This is a genomic window from Legionella birminghamensis, from assembly GCF_900452515.1.
In the GTDB taxonomy this organism is placed as follows: Bacteria; Pseudomonadota; Gammaproteobacteria; order Legionellales; family Legionellaceae; genus Legionella_C; species Legionella_C birminghamensis.
Map to the genome: position 1 here is coordinate 3,461,224 of NZ_UGNW01000001.1, position 18,962 is coordinate 3,480,185.

The following is an 18,962-nucleotide window of genomic DNA, read 5'->3' on the forward strand; positions in this document are numbered from 1 at the left end:
CATATCCAAACACAGAGCCTGCTCCTGGCTTCTACGTCCCTCGGCTATGTCCGAGGGATCCAGAAGATCCACAAAAAAATGCTGGACCCTGCGGACAAGCCGCAGGGCGTAGTGGTGTGTTGATACCTATGGCTCGACGCCACCGAAGATCCCACTGGTGAGATGCCATAAAAAAAACGTGCTGCTCTGGTTATTTGCAGATTTTACCCATAGAATGAAATTTCGAACTATTGCAGGAGAGCATTATGGGTTGGATGACCACAGTTCAGGAATGGGGAAAAAGTCTGAATAACAATTGGATGCCCACGGTTCGGGAATGGGGTAAAAGTCTGAGTGACAAAGCGGCTGTGGTAAGCAATGCAGTCGCTGCATTGAATAATAATCTTACCATAAAAAAGGTAGCAAAAGGGATAGGCTCTTCAACACGCAAGGTATTTTCCTACGGTTTTAAACAAAGCGCTGGCCTTTTTGATCTGGTCTCTGAGACGACCAATCCCAATGTGCAATCCATTTACACAGATATGGCCTATATCCTTTACAAAAATGTAACACCCTGGGTCTTAGCAAGTTACCTCAACAGTTTGATCGTTACCCAACTGCAAGAAATGACTGATCCAGAAAATGATCAATCGATCAGCGTCAATACCGCCCTAACCCTAATGGTTGGTGCTATTAACTGTCTGACTTTTATGTATCAAGCCAAGAAAAGTGCTGAAACGACTATTAATATGTTGATTCTGATGGCCAAAGCATCGAATCAGTTTTCGCAAGCTGGTGAAGAATTACAGGGCTCAACCTTTAAGGTATTTTCGAATCCCACACCGGAAGGGGAACTTAAACAGGTCACTATCTGCGAGCAAGAGAATTGTAATTTTCTGCGCAAATTCAAAGGGGGGATTGAAAACAGTGTAAACTATTGGGCTATACGTGGATTATTATGGGGCATCAGTTTTATTCCCTATGTAGGAAAACCCCTGTCAGCCGTATTGCTCATCCTATATGACGGTCAATTCATCCTGGCAATGGCTATGCCAGATCATTGTAACCGGCACATTACCGCTTATCTGGAACAAAACTGGGAATTGGCTGCTTCCCTTGGCTTGGGTTCCCGCGCTATTAATTTTGCATTTGTGGAAGGGGTATTCTATTTAACAGGTATACCCCGCGAACATTATCAGGATGTATTACAAAAATTTGCCATTTTAATGCAGATAGGCACAGCTACTCATATGAGCCTGCCAGCGCCTGTTAAAAAATCGTCCAGGGAATTGCTTGACCCCTTATCGATTTTTAGCAGAGGTGTTGATTTTGTTTTTGAACTGATGACTGCAGGGGCCAAGAAAAAAGTACCTGAAATGTTAAAGGGTCAGAAATCAGACTTCGACTGGCCGAATTCTATTAAAATTGCGCAAGATTGCTGGAATAACCCTTATTTGCAAAAACCCAAGCAATACCTATTACCCTCCATGCTGGTCAGCGAGGAAAAATTCACCAATGATCCCATGATTAAACCGTGCTGGAACGCAATACTGCAGAGCACAGAATCGGTTACCCATGTAATTATTGATATCAGAGAAAATAAGCTTGTACAGATGGCCTCATCGGTACCAAACGCCTCAGCAAGTGTACTGCAGAAGCTCAAAAATTTGCCACCTTTTGTCACTGTGTTTGCATTGGCTTCATTATATACTCCACCTTTAATGAAAATTGTCTATCTGATTAATTTTAAAATTACAGGAAAAAAGCCGGAAGAATTAAAACCGATAGTCCCTGTTGATGATAACAGGTTAAGGGTAATCGAATCGGCTGCTGCCTCCGATCTGGCAGCAAACTCTGAACAACAGTCGGCAACGCCTCTTCCACCCTCAACCGAATTAAAACCGCAGGTTCCTGAAGCCTTAATTGAGGACTTAAAGCCCTGTCCATTGGCGATTTCAGCGAAAGCTTTGCGCCATGTCGGCGCATTCTCCCAATACGATCTGGCGGATTTTAAGTCTGATAGCAATACGACCAACAGTAATTTCAAAGAACTTTCACAATCTAGAGAAGCTTCTTTTTTTTGAAAAAATAGAGCATGGCCAACGCAATGAAGGCCATGCCGACCAATACCAGCGGATAGGCAAAACGCCATTTTAACTCAGGCATGTGTTCAAAATTCATTCCGTAAACGCCAGCAATAAACGTTAATGGGATAAAAATACTCGCAAAAAGAGTCAATATCTTCATGGTTTCGTTCATTCGATTATTCAGCGTTGACAAATAAATTTCCAGTATGTTATTCGTCATTTCACGCTGCAAATCAAGTGACTCCAATAAGCGCAGGCAGTGATCATGCAAATCACGAAAATACATCTGGTACTCAGGATTGATGAGCGTGCCTTTATTTGAGGTTAATAAATGGACAATATCGCGCAGCGGCGCAATGATTTTGCGAAGAAGTACAACCCGGCGTTTTATTACATATACATCTTGCAAGGAGATGGCTTGAGGATTGCCAATGAGCAGATCCTCAATCGCTGTTAAGGATCTATCGATCCCTTCTACATAATCAAAAAAATTATCAACCACCTGATCCATTAATAAATACGCTAGATAATCCACAACCTGATCGCGAATCATCGAATTTTCCATAGCCATGCGTTTATATAAGGCAACTAATTCCTCATCATCGCTTTCCCGGAAAGTGAGCAAGAGATTTTCCTTAATAATCATACTGAATTGCTCACTGTCCTCACACTCGAATTCTTTTGGCTTATCAAGCATTCTGAACACAATAAATAAGCCGCCATCAATGACATCCACCTTGGGACGTTGATGGGTGTTCATAATATCCTCCACGATTAAAGGGTGGATATCGAAAAGGTCACAGCAATTATCAATAAGAGCAACATTGTTCAAACCAAACACATCAATCCAGACTGTTTTCTTTTCCCGCAGAGCTGTTTCTACAATTGCCTGGTTCATTCCTTCATAGCAGGTATAGCTGGACTCATCATATACATGTATAAAAATCTGCGTGGGCTTTGGAGGGTTCTCACCAACATATACCGCCGATCCGGGCAGCATCCCGCGTTTTGCAGAAGATTGCTTTCTATAATGAACCATCGCTATTTCCCTGTTCCCAGTATGTTATGAGTGTAAATGAAAGAAGGGTTTATTGGCAATTTAGCTACGCAGCTGGCCCATGAGGACATGAGGAATTCGGAAAAGCCCCACAACTTGCCAAAAGAATTGTTATAGTGGTATATTGCTGGGCACTTATTGGCACGGATGTGGGCAATGGGTGCTCTAAATGATTTGAATTAGGGCGGTTGGCTCATGTCTTTTCCAATACAGCAACAATCACGCAATTGCTTGATATTAACAGTCTCCCTGCTGACCTGTTTGATGCTGCTCATTAACGTATCCTTCAAGATTATTATTTTTCAGGGCATGTTAATTACCTCCAGCAGTGTACTCTGCCCGCTGGTTGCCTGTTTTTATCTGGCAATATTGAATAAATGCAGTCTGATACAGCAACGGCACACGCTTAATCAATCCTTACTGACACTTTACCTGTTCTCTATCGGCATTTATATTCTCGTGAATTTACCTGCTGCTGAGTATATGCGCGACAGCACTGCCTATCAGATTGTATTTGAAGACATTCCCAGAAAGTTTTTTGCATCGACAATTGCCTTTGCTGTCAGTTTCTATTTGCCTCACCTCTATTTTTGCTCACGCCGACCCAAAATAATGGCCTCTGCCAAAAAACGCCTATGGCTGGCATTATTTGGCGGGCTTTCTTTTTTCACGTTTGATTTTCTCCTCTTGTTTGCCGACCCTCATGCTGAAAGCTTTGGCCGCATTTATTTTGATTCGCTGCTTATTACTTCAAGCATTCTGCTTATTGCTGCAATCATCTATCTAATAAGCCATATACTGAGCAAGCCTACGTCTATCAGTAGCCGCAAAGAATCCTTTTATTTTATTTCCCCCTGGTATCACTACCTGGTCAGTTTTGCGGTTACTGTAACGTTAATTTCATTATCCTGTGAATACCGCATTGTCTCATTTGGTAATGACTGGACTTTAACAGCCAGCGGCCTTGTGTTTCCTTTGGTGATTATGGCCAGTAATTTAATTGGTGAGCTTTATGGGTACAAGGCCAATTTGCTTCTGGCCTGTTTCATCATTCTTGCGGAACTGGTGTTTGATGGTTTATTGATGCTGGCTATCATTTTACCTTCGCCAGATTTTTTTGATCTGACGCCATTTTATTCCTTCATGATGCCAAGACGTATCCCTGCAACTATTCTTACCTTGTTAATTTGCCTGGCCGGCAACAGTTTTCTTCTGGAAAAATTAAAACAGACCGGTTATGGCAGTAATCGCGGGTTACGTCTCTTAGTAGCTAATCTGATTGTTAATACGCTGCTATGCCTGGTGAACTATGGCTTGTTATTTGGCGGAATGTATCCTTTCGAACAAATTTTCAACCTGGCTACCAATGCCTGGGTATTAAAGTTTATCCTCACCTTGATTGGCGTTCCCTTTGTCCTGTGGATTTATGAACTGCTTAACTCACAGATTTTAAGACGGCAAGCTGCAACCCTGTATATGGAATGAGAGCCTGATTAGCTTAGCATGGACCCTGCGGCTTCAACCCATAGCTATCTACACAAATGTTTTCCCCGTCCGAATCCCCGCGGCACCGACACCGAATCCCCGCGGCTGCGACCGCGGGGCCCATGCCTGTTTGAGCATGGTCGTCAAACAAGTTTCAATGTTGCCAAAAAATAGAGTTTAACAGGTAGTCATAAACAAGTCTTCTTAACATTAAATTGGCTTCGTGTGGGCCCCGCGGTCGCAGCCGCGGGGATTCGATCGCTTTTAATTCTCATGCACTTGTATCAATAGCTATGGGATGGGGCAAAGACCGCGGGGCGCACACCGCCTGGTTTCGTGAACAGATTAACGCTTTTCTTCCTTCACTGGCCTTTTCCAGCCATACACCGTCTTCTGGCGGTTTTCACTCAATGTAAGTTCATCCGCAGGAACATTTTTTCTAATCGTGCTGCCGGCGCCTATGGTAGCGTTTGTGCCTATAGTTACCGGCGCAACTAATTGAGTATCCGAACCGACAAACACCCCATCCTCAATAATGGTCTGGTGCTTATTTACCCCATCGTAATTACAGGTTATTGTACCGGCACCAATATTCACATCCCGGCCAATCCGTACATCTCCCAGATAGCTTAGATGGCTTGCTTTGGAATGTTCATCCAATAAGGCATTTTTGGTTTCGACAAAATTCCCGATTTTACAAAAAGAGGCAAGCCGGGTGCCGGGACGCAGACGGGCGTAGGGACCAATCTGGCATTGCGCAGCGATCTCCGCCTGGTCAATTACGCTGCCAGGCAGAATCTCTGTCCCCACACCTATGCTGCTATTACGGATAAAGCAATTAGGGCCGACCTGACAACCGTCCTCTAAAATAACCTTACCGATAAATACACAGTTGACATCAATAAAAACATCTTTACCGCAAACTAATTCGCCGCGAATATCCAAGCGGGCTGCGTCAGCAATCGATACGCCTGACAAAAGGAGCTTTTCGGCTTGCCGCTGCTGCCATATCCGTTCCAGTTGCTGCAGCTGCAACTGATTATTAACCCCCTGGATTTCAATGTTATCCCTGGCGGTAATCGATTGCACCATTTGCTCCTCTTGCACTGCCAGGGCGATAATATCTGTCAGATAATACTCCCCCTGGGCATTATTACTGCCGAGTTTAGGCAGCCAGCGCTTTAGATCACCGGCATTGGCACAGCAAATACCACTATAGATTTCCTTAATCTGCTTTTGCTGTTCATTCGCGTCTTTTTCTTCGACAATACCGTAAATAGCAGAATTGCCATCCCGCAATATTCGGCCCAATCCAAACGGATTGTCCAAATTAGCCAGTAGAAGACTTAATTGATTGAAACTGCCGGATTGTCTGATTAAATGCTCCAGTGTATCGACACTAATCAGGGGAACATCTGCCGAAAGAATCAGTACTCTGGACTCGTCGGGAATAAAAGGCAAGGCCTGCATGACAGCATGGCCCGTACCCAGTTGCTTTTCCTGCAACACCCAATTCACATCCAGAGACGACAGCGCCTCGCGTACCAGGGCGCCGCCATTGCCGTATATGATATGAACCGCCTCAGGCTTTAGGCTTTGAGCTGCCTCCACCACCCAGGATAGCATGGGTTTACCTGCCAACTTATGCAGCACTTTGGGTGTATTGGAATACATCCTTTTTCCCATTCCAGCTGCTAAAATAATGATGTGTAGAGACATCTTTCAAATTCTCCTGTAAAAACAAGCTCTTTTACTGTTTAGGGCGGTGTTGAATTAAACACTCTGCGTCTGTATTGCTAATCCTGAAATTACTGTTATGATAAAAAAATTGCAACAAAAGGAGTAGTGCAATGACAATGTATTTGGAAATAGTGCGATTCCATATTAAAAAAGAAATATTAAATTATACAGGCAAATCTGTAGCAAATGAAAATTCATGGTGGAATGCTGCAGCCGCTGTTGCTACATCGGTCACTGGTATTGAAATGGGAATTGATTCCGAGCTTTCAGGGGCAAAGAGAGATATCGGAAGTATAATTATTGAAGACCTGAAGAAAATTACGCTTGAAAAAGCAGCTGTAGCGGTAAAAAAGACTTCAGATGACGAAGAAGATGTCGAAGCGGATAAAAGTTCCGATAAAAAGGAGGTTCCATTAGCGAAAACAGACACAGAGCTTCATAATGAAGTTAATGCAATTCTTACCCGGAATCAGGCTACCTCATCTATAAAAGCGGATGAAAAACATAAAGAAGACGGAACATTTGAATCCAAGATTGATTTATGTATCAAATTGGCAAATAAGCTGAACGAGCGCTTTGCAAAAGCAGGTTTGGCAAATATCAGTTTTTCTTTACACCCCGTAACTGGTGCACTTCAGACAGATGATCCACTTGATATTTTCAGATATTGGATGGCCCAGTATATATATAAAAATGTCAGCGAGGAGGTTTACGGGCGGAAAAGCTGGGGCTTCTGGGGAAATCCAAAGGAACTAGCTGATGAGAAGGAAAGTCTGATTAAAAGAATTCTCATCACCCTAACTGACGATCTTGATACCCTTGACAAACATCACCCCAGATATCTTGAGAAACGCAGGGAGAGAGTCCTGGAATACATCAAACAACTGAGCGAAGGGAACCTGAAAGCAATTGACGAACGAAGTACTAATGTATCAGCTCCCTGCACGATTAATGTGCTGGCCTCATTTTCCATTGAATTAGGAAAATTAAGACCCGCAGAAGGGTATTTAAAACATTGCCTTGATCAAGCTCAAACTATAATAACCGAACCGAAGCACGCCGCATTACCGACGCTTTCCTAGACAAAGCTCAATCGAGGAAGAAAATAAGCTTTTGCTTAACTCTTCCTCCATTTAAGGTCGGTCTCTGTCAGTTCACCGCACAGGTTTTTCTCCAGTGCCTCCTTGATCTTTACCACAGACAGGTTTTTACTGAACAAATAAAGCAATTTGCAATGCGCCGCTTCCGGAGTCATGTCATGGCCGCTGATTAATCCGGCATCTTTCAGCGTATGACCAGTTGCATATTGGTTCATCTCGACACAGCCTTGCTGGCATTGGGTACAGTTTACAATGATGACCCCGCGTTTGCCGGCCTCTTCCAGCATTTGCAGGAAACGCAAATCATTATTTTGGGCATTGCCTGCGCCATAGGTTTCAAGCACCAGGCCGCGCAGGGGCTGTTGCAGGAGCGCTTGCAGCACATCAGTGGAAAACCCGGGGAATAATCTGAAGTTTGCGATGAAATGCGGGCTGATAGTTTGTAAATGAAACGGTTTTTTGGCAGGCGGCAGGATTAAGTCCTGATTTATTTTTATATCGATGCCAACGCTCGCCAGTAAGGGAAAATTCGGAGAGGCAAAGGCGTCAAAATGCTGTGCGGAAACTTTTTGGCTTCGGTTGCCCCTTAATAATCGCTGATTGAAATATATACAGACTTCCGCAACAGGCTGGTGCACGCAAAGCCATAAAGAGGTCAGGATATTATCATAGGCGTCATTCCTAACTTCAGACAGGGGGATTTGTGATCCGGTAAGAATCACCGGCTTATTTAGATTTTCCAGCATGAAGGAAAGCGCTGATGCCGTATAAGCCATGGTATCGGTACCATGAAAAATGACAAAGCCGTCAAACTGATCGTAATTAGAGGCAATATCGCAGGCAATCTGATTCCAGTCATTGAGTGTCATATTGGATGAATCCAGCAGCGGGGAATATTCCTTAATCTCATACTCCGGCATGCCTGGATGCTCCAGGGCGTGCATTTGCTTTAGTGCATGCTGCACATATCCCTGGGCTGGCTCGTAGCCGTGATCCGTTTTGATACTGCTGATGGTACCGCCGGTATTAATGATCAGAACGCGTTTTTTCTTCATAAACGGTCAAAAATAAACAAAACAGCTATTATTTTAGTGTTGGAATCAAGTTAAATACAGTTTTATTTGCTCGGATTGACAGTTTGTGAAAAAATCAGGGCATTAAGAGTTTAGTGTAAGTAGTAAAGTCATGGTAATTGATCGTGCCGGATATCGGCTGAATGTCGGTATAATTCTGGTGAACGACTCCGGCCGGGTTTTTTGGGGAAGGCGCCACGGGCATGATGCCTGGCAGTTTCCTCAAGGGGGACTGGCAGCGGGTGAAACGTCACTGGAAGCGATGTACCGGGAGCTAAAGGAAGAAGTTGGTCTGGATCGGGATGACATTGAGGTCTTGGGCGTCACCAAACGCTGGTTAAAATATCGCCTGCCCAAGCAATACTTAAGACATGGCAGCGAACCGCTGGTTATCGGTCAAAAGCAGAAATGGTATCTTTTACGTTTGCTGACCAGTGAACAGAAACTGCGCCTTGACCTAAGCGACTCGCCCGAGTTTGACAGTTGGCGATGGATAGATTATCACGAGCCGCAGGAGCAGGTTATTTTTTTTAAACGGCAAGTTTATGCCCAGGCAATGAAAGAGCTGGAGCATTTATTAAGAAAACGGCGCACGCCCTATGGCATTCGACGAAAGCGAGGTAACCAAAGTCGATAAATGTTAAAAATACTTAAGCGAATAGTTCAGGATGTAACTACAGCCAACCATTTAAGTGATGCATTGTCCATTCTCGTTCAGCGTGTCCGCAAAGCGGTCAGCGCGGACGCGGTATCCGTTTTTCTGATTGACAACAAACATGCCGAGTATGTGCTGGTCGCTACTGACGGCTTAAATAAAATGGCGGAATATCGGGTACGGGTTGCTTTGGATAGCGGTATTATCGGCCTGGTTGGCCGGCGCGAAGAACCTATCAATCTGGAGAATGCCCCCACTCATCCTGAGTTTCACCAGAATCCTTTAATCGGCGAAGAGCATCTGAAAGCATTTTTGGGTGTGCCTATTATTCAACATCGTAAGCTGTATGGTGTATTAACCGTTCAACAGGCGGAACAACGTTGCTTCGATGACGCTGAAGAAGCATTCCTTATCACGCTGGCCGCCCAGCTTGGCGGGATTATTGCGCAGGCTGAAGCCACCGGTGAACTCATCCAGATCACCCAGCCCAAACCCACTGGCAGCCAAAAAATTGAAGCAACGCAAACCGCCCTGACCGGGGTAGGCAGCGTGCCAGGCGTGGGTATTGGCACCGCAGTCGTTGTTTATCCCCCCGCAGACATTGACGCTGTCCCCCGGCATAATATCGAGGATGTCGAACAGGAAGCAGCCACCTTTTTTGATGCCCTGCAGATTGCCCGGCAGGATATGCAAAGGCTGAGTAAACGTATGAAGCATACGGTTGCGGAAGAAGAGCATGCCCTGTTTGATGTGTATATCCGTATTCTGGACAAAGACAGTCTGGGTACCGAAGTTGAAGAAGTCATCCGCGCTGAAAAACTAAGCGCCCAGGCAGCACTATCGAGTGTAATCAAGAAGCACATCCAGCAGTTTGAAAGCATGGAGGATGATTATTTACGTGAACGTGCCAGTGATTTCCGTGATCTGGGACGCCGGGTATTGGCTGAACTGCAACGGACCCAGCGCGAAGAAATTGTTTATCCCAAACGCACCATTCTAGTCGGTGAGGAGATTACTGCATCGGCGCTGGCTGAAGTACCGGAAGGGCATTTAGCCGGCGTGGTGTCAGCCAAAGGGGCTAATAATTCGCATGTGGCAATCCTGGCCCGTGCGCTCGGTGTACCGACAGTTATGGGCGTTCGCGGCTTAAAAACCGAGTATCTGATGGAAAGGGCGGTGATTGTCGATGGCTTTTTAGGCCATGTGTATATTTCTCCCAATCGCACGGTTCTCGCTGAGTTCAAGAAGCTGGCCCAGGAAGAACATGATCTGAACCAGACCTTGGTAAGCCTTCGCGATAAACCCGCTGAAACGCTGGATAATTATAAGGTTTCTCTGCAGGTCAATACTGGTCTGGCAATGGATGCCGGCTTGTCAATGAGCGTAGGCGCAGAGGGTGTTGGCTTATACCGTTCTGAAGTACCCTTCATGAGCCGGGATCGCTTCCCATCGGAAGATGAGCAATACATTATATACCGGCAGATTCTAAAGGCATTTGCCCCACGCTTTGTAACTATGCGCACTCTGGATATTGGCGGTGATAAGATACTGCCTTATTTCCCGGTAGAAGAGGAAAACCCCTATCTGGGATGGCGCGGCATTCGCGTAACACTCGATCATCCAGACGTATTCCTGATGCAGATAAGGGCCATGATCCGTGCAAGTGAAGAATTAAATAATCTCCGGATTATGCTGCCCATGGTGACCACGATTAGCGAGGTTGAGGAGACTGCCCTGTTAATTGAGCAGGCCTACCATGAGTTGCTGGAAGAGGGATGCCGCATTGAGAAACCCAAATTGGGCGTTATGATTGAAGTGCCAGCCGCTGTTTACCTGGCTCGGGAATTAGCAAAGCGGGTGGATTTTCTATCAGTGGGCAGTAATGATTTGACTCAGTATTTACTGGCAGTTGATCGCAATAATGCAAGGGTTGCCGGGCTTTATGAAGCCTTTCATCCGGCGATGCTAAAAACGCTGATGCGTGTTGTAGAGGGGGGGCATTCAGCCGGTGTTGAAGTCAGCATCTGCGGTGAAATGGCAAGCGATCCTCTGGCCGTCATGTTATTGCTGGCGATGGGATTTGATACCTTGAGCATGAACTCTACCAGTTTGCCGCGGGTTAAATGGATCATTCGCAATGTCTCACTAGCCACTTGCCGTAAGATTTTAGCCGATGTGCTGGAAATGGAACATCCAGCAGAAATTAAACTGTACTTACAGACTGCACTTGAAAATGAGGGCCTCGGGGGCTTAATCCGGGCTGGGAAGTCGTGAGCAATATTTTATTATTCAATGGGCTTGCCTATTCTCTTACCGGTATATTTGCCGGGTTAATGGCTGGACTTTTAGGCATTGGCGGTGGAATTATTGTTGTGCCTGCCCTGCTTTTTCTATTTGAACAAAATCCATTAATCACCAACGAGTTAGCCCCCCATCTGGCCGTCGGCAGTTCGCTGGCAGTTATGGTTTTCAGCTCGCTGGCAGCCATTTGGGCGCATCATCAGCGTGCCAATGTTTCATGGCCGCTTTTTAATCATGTCTGGCCCGGGCTGGCAACAGGGGTTATGCTTGCGGCAGCCATAGCAAGGATATTGCCCGCTTATTGGCTCAAAGCCTTGCTCGGTATTTTTCTCGTCGGGGCGGCAATCCGCATGCGATCCGGACTGCCTTCCCGAACGCAGGGCAGCTTTCCTGCCGCCTGGATTAATCATTCCTTCAGTTTGTTCACTGGTTTTATCTCCGGGCTGTTGGGAATAGGCGGCGGACTGATAATTGTTCCCTATTTAGCTTATTGCGGCGTGGATATTAAAAAAATTGCTGGTATTTCCGCTCTTTGCACCCTGACTGTTGGCGCAATAGGATGTATCGCCTTTACTATTGCTGGCTATACTGACACACAGCTCCCCTCAGGGGCCTGCGGCTATGTCTACTGGCCGGCAGTTCTTCCCATTGCCGTAAGCAGTATTTTATTTGCGCCAGCGGGGGTCAGTTTGAATTACCGTTTACCGGTAAAACAGTTAAACTATATTTTTATTTTTATGTTAATTGTTACTGCTGTGCATTTACTTTGGGACTTCTTTTAAACTGTTTAATCGAGGCATACATGCTAACTTATCCCATTATTAATCCCGTCGCTTTTTCGCTGGGTCCAGTGCAGGTACACTGGTATGGACTGATGTATCTGCTTGGATTTCTTATGGCCTGGCTTCTGGCGCGCTTACGAGTCAGGTTATACCATTTAAACTGGAGTGCCGAGCAGGTAAGCGATCTTATTTTTTATGCTGCGCTCGGCGTTATTATCGGCGGCCGTGTCGGCTATATGCTTTTTTACAATACCCATCAGCTGATTAGCGCTCCCTGGGCTTTATTTAAACTCTGGGAAGGGGGCATGTCCTTCCATGGCGGTTTAATTGGGGTCGCTTTGGCCTTGTGGTTATTCGCGCGGCGTATGCAGAAACCCTTTCTCGAGGTCGCAGATTTCATTGCGCCGCTGGTACCTCTTGGCCTTGCAGCTGGACGTGCTGGCAATTTTATCAATGGTGAATTGTGGGGACGGGTGACCGATGTGCCCTGGGCAATGATCTTCCCTGGCAGTGACGGCCAGCCGCGTCATCCCTCACAGCTCTATGAATTAGGCCTGGAAGGGCTTGTACTTTTCATCGTAGTCTGGTTATATGCGTCTAAAAAACGTCCAACAGGCTGTGTATCAGCTGTTTTTTTAATCGGCTATTCACTTTGCCGTATTTTTGTAGAATTTTTCCGTGAGCCTGACGTGCAACTCGGCTATTTGGCATTTGATTCGCTGACCATGGGGCAATTGCTCTCAATTCCCATGCTGTTAGCCGGATTATGTTTATGGTGGGTAAAACAATGCAAACCTATTTAGATTTACTGACACATATTTTAAAAAATGGTACAGAAAAAACGGATCGAACCGGTACCGGGACTCTCTCGGTTTTTGGTTATCAGATGCGTTTTGATCTTCGCCAGGGCTTTCCCCTGGTTACTACTAAAAAACTGCATACCCGCAGCATTATTCATGAATTATTATGGTTTATCAGGGGCGATACCAATATTGCCTATCTCAATGAAAATGGCGTAAGCATATGGAACGAGTGGGCAGACAGCAATGGCGATCTGGGTCCGGTATACGGGCGGCAATGGCGCAGCTGGCCAACGCCTGAGGGTAAAACGATTGATCAGCTAAGCGAACTGGTACAGCAGATCAAAAGCAATCCTGACTCCAGACGCTTACTGGTCAGTGCCTGGAATGTGGGTGAACTGGATAAAATGGCTTTGATGCCCTGTCATGCACTTTTCCAATTTTATGTAGCCAATGGCCAGCTTTCCTGTCAGCTGTATCAGCGCTCCGCTGATGTGTTTCTCGGCGTTCCCTTCAATATTGCCTCTTATGCCTTATTGACTCACATGGTGGCTCAGCAAACCAATCTCGAGCCAGGGGAATTTATCTGGACGGGCGGCGACTGCCATCTCTACCTGAACCATTTGGAACAGGCGCAAACCCAGTTACAAAGAACCCCTTATCCCTTGCCGCAATTGGAAATCAAACGCAAACCAGATTCTTTGTTTGAATACCGCTTTGAAGATTTTGAAATTGTAAATTATCAATTTCACCCGCTTATCAAGGCACCTATTGCGGTGTAAGGCATTCTTCCCGTCGGCGGGGACCTACCATATCCTCGCGAGCGGCGACCTACCGTATCCCCGCGGCTGCGACCTACCGCATCCCCGCGGCTGCGACCGCGGGGCCCATGTCTGGTGGCCAAAAATGCTCACTGAGTTTGCATTGTTGCCCCAAAAATAGAGAGTGAAAAGGCACAAGACTAATACCCTGAATAAGCATCATGTGGGCCCCGCGGTCGCAGCCGCGGGGATTCGATAGCATTTGTGTAGAGCTCAGGGTCGCAGCCGCGGGGATTCGATAGCATTTTGTGTAGAGCTCAGGGTCGCAGCCGCGGGAATTCGGACGGTCTGTCATTGCAAATGTCCATCTACTAATACCAATTGGCGATCGGTAGCGGCCGCGAACTGCGTATCATGGGTGACTACAATCACTGTCCGCTGATAATGATGCGCAATTTCCTTAAGCAGAGCTTGCACGTTCTGACTCGCAGCACTGTCTAAATTACCAGTCGGCTCATCCGCCAGGAGCATCACCGGTTCATTCGCTAAGGCTCTGGCAATGGCTACCCGCTGGCTCTGTCCTCCGGATAACTGTTTGGGTAGTTTGTGCATCTGCTGGCCCAGGCCAAGCTCCTCAAGTAAACCGCTCGCCCGTTTATGAATTTCATCTGGCGAAAGCCTGCCCAGGCGTTGCATCGGTAACATGACATTCTCCAATGCGCTGAACTCCGGCAGCAGAAAATGAAACTGAAATATAAAACCCAATTTGCGCAAACGAATATTAGCCAGCTGTTCTTCCGTGTAATGGCTGATATCTTCATCCTCGATCCAGATGCTGCCTTGCGTGGGGACATCCAGCAGCCCCAAAAGATAAAGCAGGGAGGATTTTCCTGAACCGGAAGGGCCGGTAATGGCGAGAAATTCCCCCGGTTCAACCTGCAGGCTCACGTCGTTGACAAGGGTTATCGGTACTTCTCCCCTTAGTTTTCTGGTTAAATGTTCCACTTTAATGACTGAAGCACTCATATTTCACCTCGCAGAATTTCTATCGGTCTTACTAAAGCTGCTTTTCTTGCCGGCAATAAACTGGCACATAAAGCCGCAATTAAGGCGAAACTGCCAGCAATGGCAAACTGCTGCCAGCCCCAATCCATCGGCATATGAATAATTTCGGTACTTCCAGGCGTTTTAAACTCTATCTGCATCATCCCATACATTAGTAAACTACCTAACGGTAGGCCCAGAAGACAGCCCAACACAGCGAGTATAATTCCCTGTGACAAAAAAATTCCCTGTATGTCCTTTGCGTGAAAGCCTATAGATTTTAAGATAGCAATATCTCGGTGTTTTTCCATTACCACTGTCGAAATGACGTTATAAATCCCGAAGGCGGCAACGATTAAAACAGCGGAAACCACCGTATACATGATGATATTTCGAATCATTAGAGTATTGAGTAAATCTTCAGAGGCTTCCTGCCAGGAAACTGATTTATAACCGATATAGTTTTCAATGGCTGCCGCAGCATCATAAGCCTGGTAAGGATCTTTTAATTTGATGGTAATTGCATTGGCACGGTTCGGGCGGTTCAGCAATGCCTGTACCCGTTTAAGCCCGGCATAGGCCTGGGTATTATCAAAATCAGCCCTGCCGGTGCGAAATATACCGACTATCTTAAATACCCGGATCTGGTTGCTGCTTGCTGTAATGGTTATATTATCACCCAGGTTGCGGGATAACTTTCTGGCCAGTTCGCTGCCGATAATGATGCCATCCTGATTGGCAATGAGGTTATCGAGTGAGCCCGCTTTCATATAGGAAGCCAAGGTAGTCACCTGGCCAATTTCCTCGGGCAACATGCCGTTTAAATTTACCCCATAATCTTTTCCTGCAAAATTGATTAACACTTGCCCTTTCAATGAAGCCGCAGCGAGGATATTCGGATTGCGGCGAAGGTAATTGATCACTTTTTTATAGCCGCGTATACCGCGGGTTTCCGTTAAAGGGCGAACATTACTGATTTCGATAGCGCCTTGCGGATAGTAACTTTCAGCAGGCTGGAGACGCGGATTGCGGAATTCATCCGAAATTGAAATGTGGGCTGTATTATTAATTAGACGGTTTATGAAATCACGCTCCGAACCCTGCATGGTCGCTGAAATGGCCAGAAAAAAAGAAACACCTAAAATTATTCCCGAAAGGGAAACAAGGCTTTGCCGTTTGCGCGCCAGCAGGTATTTGACTGCAATTTTTACGGGCAGGCTCATGATGCTTCCTGCAATTGGATCTGTACAGGAAGGTTTTCTTTGAAATGCTCATCGGGAGAAACAGCAATTAAATCATCGACCGAAAGCCCGCTCATTATTTCGACCTGCTCCTCCCCTTTTGCACCGGTTTTAACTGACAGCAGTTTGAGACGCCCGTTTTTTACCAGCCAGACTTTGTCATTCATAACTGCAGAAGAGGGAACAAGAAGGGCGTGTTTGTTTTCGTAGAAAATGATATTTGTTTCTGCAGTCATGCCAATTTTGAGCGGATTCTCCTGAGTGAAGCGAACCCGAACCCGATAGCTGCGCGCAATAGGGTCTCCTTTGGGAGTAATTTGCTGCACCACACCATGAAATACCTGGCCTGGAAATGCATCCGCCCGAATGAGTACCTGTTGGCCTGGCTTTACATTGGCAATGTCTTCTTCGTCAATTTCAGTTGAAACCCGAAGCGGTGCGCAGCACATTAGCCAGAATATCGTTTGATTGGCCGGAATCAGTTCGCCAATTTCACCATCCCGGCGGATGATGGTTCCGTCGGCCGGGGAAATCAACTGCAGATAAGTGAGTTTTGACTCAGCAGCGCTCACCGCAGCCTGGGCGGCAAGCCAGCCCGAGCGGTCGCTTTCGTATTCATTGATAGAGACATTCCCTTTTTTTAGAAGAGAGGCACTGCGCTCGTATTTCTTGCGAGCAAACTCTTCGCGGGATTGTAATTCCTTGAGGTTATGCTGGAGCTCTTCATTATCAAGCTGTGCCAGAACTTGCCCTTTCTTGACCTGGGCTCCCTCATCCACATTCAACTCGATAAGCCGGGCCGTGACCCTTGAGGCAATGGGCATCATTACTGAGGCCTCCACAGTGCCGGTACCATAAGCTGCCTGTACCGCAGGGCCATAATGAGGGTGCACAACCATTATTCTTCTGGCCGGCAGAATAAAATAGCTGGCAGCAACAAGCATTGCGATTATCAAAAACAAAGCCCAGCGTTTTTTCATATAAGCCCAGACTAAAACTTTTTTTTGTTCTGTATTAAGATCTTAGACAAGGCTGAAGGAAAAGGAAAATCAAGGCCATTACCAGGAATCCAGGTGAGCCATAGCCCCACCGTGAAGTGATTAAATTTAACCTGCCACTGGCGAAGGTTCCAGAAATTCTGTGATCTTTTCTAACAATTCATTAATGTTAAATGGTTTGGTTAAAAAATAAGTCGCTCCATTTTGCAATGCCTGTTGCCTGGCAATTCGATCGCCATGCCCGCTCATAACGATAGCCGGCATACAATTATCACGTTCTTTTAACTCCTGAAGCAGTTCGTTGCCATCCATGAACGGAAGAAATAAATCAATAATCAGGCAACCCCGCCACTCAGTGGAATAATTCTCAAGAAAATTAAGCGGGTTGTCATAAATCTCGATAGGTACACTGAAAAATGAATCCAGTAGAAATTTAAGAGCAGAACAAACCGCCTCATTATCGTCAATTATGTAGATTGTATTAGCAGGCATCATCGTGCTTCCTGATAGGCAGGCTAACTGTAAACCAGGCTCCATCATTTGTATCATTGATAAGCAGAGACCCACCATGGGCCTTAACAAGACTTCGGCAGATGGATAAACCCAATCCTGCACCCTGTGTTTTAGTAGTAAAGTAGGATGACAGGATTTTGCCACGTATTTCTTCTGGAATTCCGGGACCATTATCGCGGAAATGAATTTTCAGTTTATCCTCTTCTTTTTGAGTGCTGACAGTAATAACCGGTTTAATGCTTTTACTCCCATCAATGGCTTCAATACTATTCCTGCCTAAATTGAGGATAACCTGCATTATCTTAATGCGGTCAACAAGCAATAGGGGCAAATTGTCTTCTAATTGCAGCTTAACTTGTAACTTGTCGGCTCTTTCATAGTAAAGAAAAGGGATAGTCTGGGTTATCAAGTCATTGATATTTGTTAATTCAAGATAAAGCGTGCCATCACGCATAAAGTCCTTCATGCGATGCAGAATGGTGCCCGCATGTTCGGATTGATTGGCTATTTGTGCCAGAGGAAATGCAAGACTGACATATGCAGGATCCTGTTTTATTTTTAGTAAACAACTGCGGCTGTATGCCTTAATTGCTGTCAGGGGTTGGTTAATTTCATGAGCCAATGCTGAAATTAGTTCGCCCATCACATTACTCCGTGCCACCCGCTCTATCTCCGCCTGTTGTTTGTGAACCTCTCTCTCCTGCAATTTAAACGCTGTTAAATTTTTAATATGCAGATAAATTTTTTTCCTTTGTGAATAGAGGGGCTCCACAGAGCCTATATGTAGCTCGTAGTAAAAAAGTTCTTCTTCCAGATTATTATTCTCAATCACAATGCTGCTGTATTCGCCTGTTAGTGCGTTAGAGCAAGCCGTCATAATTCTGTCCTTTACTAAGGAATGATTATTCATCAGATGCGCCAAATTCATGCCAATTGAGATTTCTTCGGCGAAGACTTGCGAAAAGAAAGAAAAGAACGATTTATTGATAGCAATAAAATTGAAATTACTGTCGACAGCTGCTATCGCTTCATTGGCAGTTTGAAACAAACTGTTTATTAAATTAAATGAGCGCTTGAGCTCAAGGCATTCGGTTTCCAATTTGAGTAAATAGCTTTCATCATAATACGTTGAATTAATTACATTATTTTTTTGGATGCTATTACCGTTTTGTAAAGAGCGTAACGTCGCGTAAAGCGCATTTATTTGTTCGGCCTGTGCTTTGATTTTTTGTTCTTTAAGTTGCAGTTCACACTGTAACTCAGCCAGTTCCTTTTTTCGTTCTATCACTGGAGATTCATCCAGCATATTAGCTCCTGCAAAACATTTAGACAACCTGCACCACTAA

The 18,962-nt window shown here is 45.6% G+C and carries 16 protein-coding genes; 8 read left to right on the forward strand and 8 right to left on the reverse strand.

Annotated features, from left to right (window positions below):
• Positions 1-245: 245 nt before the first annotated feature.
• Positions 246-2,063 carry a hypothetical protein gene (locus tag DYH42_RS14790; protein ID WP_058524416.1) on the forward strand — a complete coding sequence of 606 codons (1,818 nt, stop codon included), beginning with the start codon at positions 246-248 and terminating at the stop codon, positions 2,061-2,063.
• Here DYH42_RS14790 and corA read toward each other — a convergent pair.
• Positions 2,041-3,105 (reverse strand): magnesium/cobalt transporter CorA, encoded by a 1,065-nt coding sequence (gene corA, locus DYH42_RS14795; protein WP_058524415.1) that lies wholly within the window; start codon positions 3,103-3,105, stop codon positions 2,041-2,043. The genes DYH42_RS14790 and corA overlap by 23 nt on opposite strands.
• A gap of 213 nt (positions 3,106-3,318) precedes the next feature.
• On the opposite strand from corA, the gene DYH42_RS14800 reads away from it, so the two are divergent.
• On the forward strand, positions 3,319-4,608 hold the full coding sequence (locus tag DYH42_RS14800) for a VUT family protein (protein ID WP_058524414.1): 1,290 nt from the start codon (positions 3,319-3,321) through the stop codon (positions 4,606-4,608).
• Between the two features lie 345 nt (positions 4,609-4,953).
• Here DYH42_RS14800 and glmU read toward each other — a convergent pair whose 3' ends face one another.
• Positions 4,954-6,327: a bifunctional UDP-N-acetylglucosamine diphosphorylase/glucosamine-1-phosphate N-acetyltransferase GlmU gene (gene glmU / locus DYH42_RS14805; protein ID WP_058524413.1), complete on the reverse strand. Its 1,374-nt coding sequence runs from the start codon at positions 6,325-6,327 to the stop codon at positions 4,954-4,956.
• Between the two features lie 131 nt (positions 6,328-6,458).
• On the opposite strand from glmU, the gene DYH42_RS14810 reads away from it, so the two are divergent.
• Positions 6,459-7,430, forward strand: a complete 972-nt coding sequence (locus DYH42_RS14810; RefSeq protein WP_058524412.1) for a hypothetical protein — start codon at positions 6,459-6,461, stop codon at positions 7,428-7,430.
• 35 nt (positions 7,431-7,465) lie between these two features.
• Here DYH42_RS14810 and ansA read toward each other — a convergent pair whose 3' ends face one another.
• Complete coding sequence (ansA, locus tag DYH42_RS14815) at positions 7,466-8,503, reverse strand: asparaginase (RefSeq protein ID WP_058524411.1); 1,038 nt, start codon at positions 8,501-8,503, stop codon at positions 7,466-7,468.
• 130 nt (positions 8,504-8,633) lie between these two features.
• Here ansA and DYH42_RS14820 point away from each other — a divergent pair, with 130 nt between their 5' ends.
• The 5 genes from DYH42_RS14820 to thyA are packed head-to-tail and all read left to right on the forward strand — an operon-like array spanning position 8,634 to position 13,841.
• Complete coding sequence (locus DYH42_RS14820; protein ID WP_058524410.1) at positions 8,634-9,158, forward strand: RNA pyrophosphohydrolase; 525 nt, start codon at positions 8,634-8,636, stop codon at positions 9,156-9,158.
• The gene (gene ptsP / locus DYH42_RS14825) at positions 9,159-11,450 is read left to right on the forward strand and encodes a phosphoenolpyruvate--protein phosphotransferase (protein ID WP_058524409.1); all 2,292 of its coding nucleotides are present in this window, start codon (positions 9,159-9,161) and stop codon (positions 11,448-11,450) included.
• Complete coding sequence (locus tag DYH42_RS14830) at positions 11,447-12,259, forward strand: sulfite exporter TauE/SafE family protein (protein WP_058524408.1); 813 nt, start codon at positions 11,447-11,449, stop codon at positions 12,257-12,259. Before ptsP ends, DYH42_RS14830 begins: the two co-directional genes overlap by 4 nt.
• A gap of 20 nt (positions 12,260-12,279) precedes the next feature.
• Positions 12,280-13,062: a prolipoprotein diacylglyceryl transferase gene (gene lgt / locus DYH42_RS14835; RefSeq protein WP_058524407.1), complete on the forward strand. Its 783-nt coding sequence runs from the start codon at positions 12,280-12,282 to the stop codon at positions 13,060-13,062.
• Positions 13,047-13,841, forward strand: a complete 795-nt coding sequence (gene thyA / locus DYH42_RS14840) for a thymidylate synthase (protein ID WP_058524406.1) — start codon at positions 13,047-13,049, stop codon at positions 13,839-13,841. Before lgt ends, thyA begins: the two co-directional genes overlap by 16 nt.
• A 330-nt stretch (positions 13,842-14,171) precedes the next feature.
• On the opposite strand, the gene DYH42_RS14850 is transcribed toward thyA, so the two are convergent.
• The 5 genes from DYH42_RS14850 to DYH42_RS14870 form a co-directional block, all read right to left on the reverse strand.
• Positions 14,172-14,846: an ABC transporter ATP-binding protein gene (locus tag DYH42_RS14850; RefSeq protein ID WP_058524404.1), complete on the reverse strand. Its 675-nt coding sequence runs from the start codon at positions 14,844-14,846 to the stop codon at positions 14,172-14,174.
• Positions 14,843-16,087 (reverse strand): ABC transporter permease, encoded by a 1,245-nt coding sequence (locus DYH42_RS14855; protein ID WP_058524403.1) that lies wholly within the window; start codon positions 16,085-16,087, stop codon positions 14,843-14,845. Before DYH42_RS14855 ends, DYH42_RS14850 begins: the two co-directional genes overlap by 4 nt.
• A complete protein-coding gene (locus DYH42_RS14860; RefSeq protein ID WP_058524402.1) occupies positions 16,084-17,085 on the reverse strand; it encodes an efflux RND transporter periplasmic adaptor subunit in 1,002 nt (333 codons plus the stop codon). The genes DYH42_RS14855 and DYH42_RS14860 overlap by 4 nt, the downstream gene beginning before the upstream one ends.
• A gap of 126 nt (positions 17,086-17,211) precedes the next feature.
• Entirely contained in the window at positions 17,212-17,598 is a 387-nt protein-coding gene (locus DYH42_RS14865; protein ID WP_058524401.1) for a response regulator transcription factor, read from the reverse strand.
• The gene (locus DYH42_RS14870) at positions 17,585-18,922 is read right to left on the reverse strand and encodes a sensor histidine kinase (protein WP_058524400.1); all 1,338 of its coding nucleotides are present in this window, start codon (positions 18,920-18,922) and stop codon (positions 17,585-17,587) included. The genes DYH42_RS14865 and DYH42_RS14870 overlap by 14 nt, the downstream gene beginning before the upstream one ends.
• Positions 18,923-18,962 lie beyond the last annotated feature (40 nt).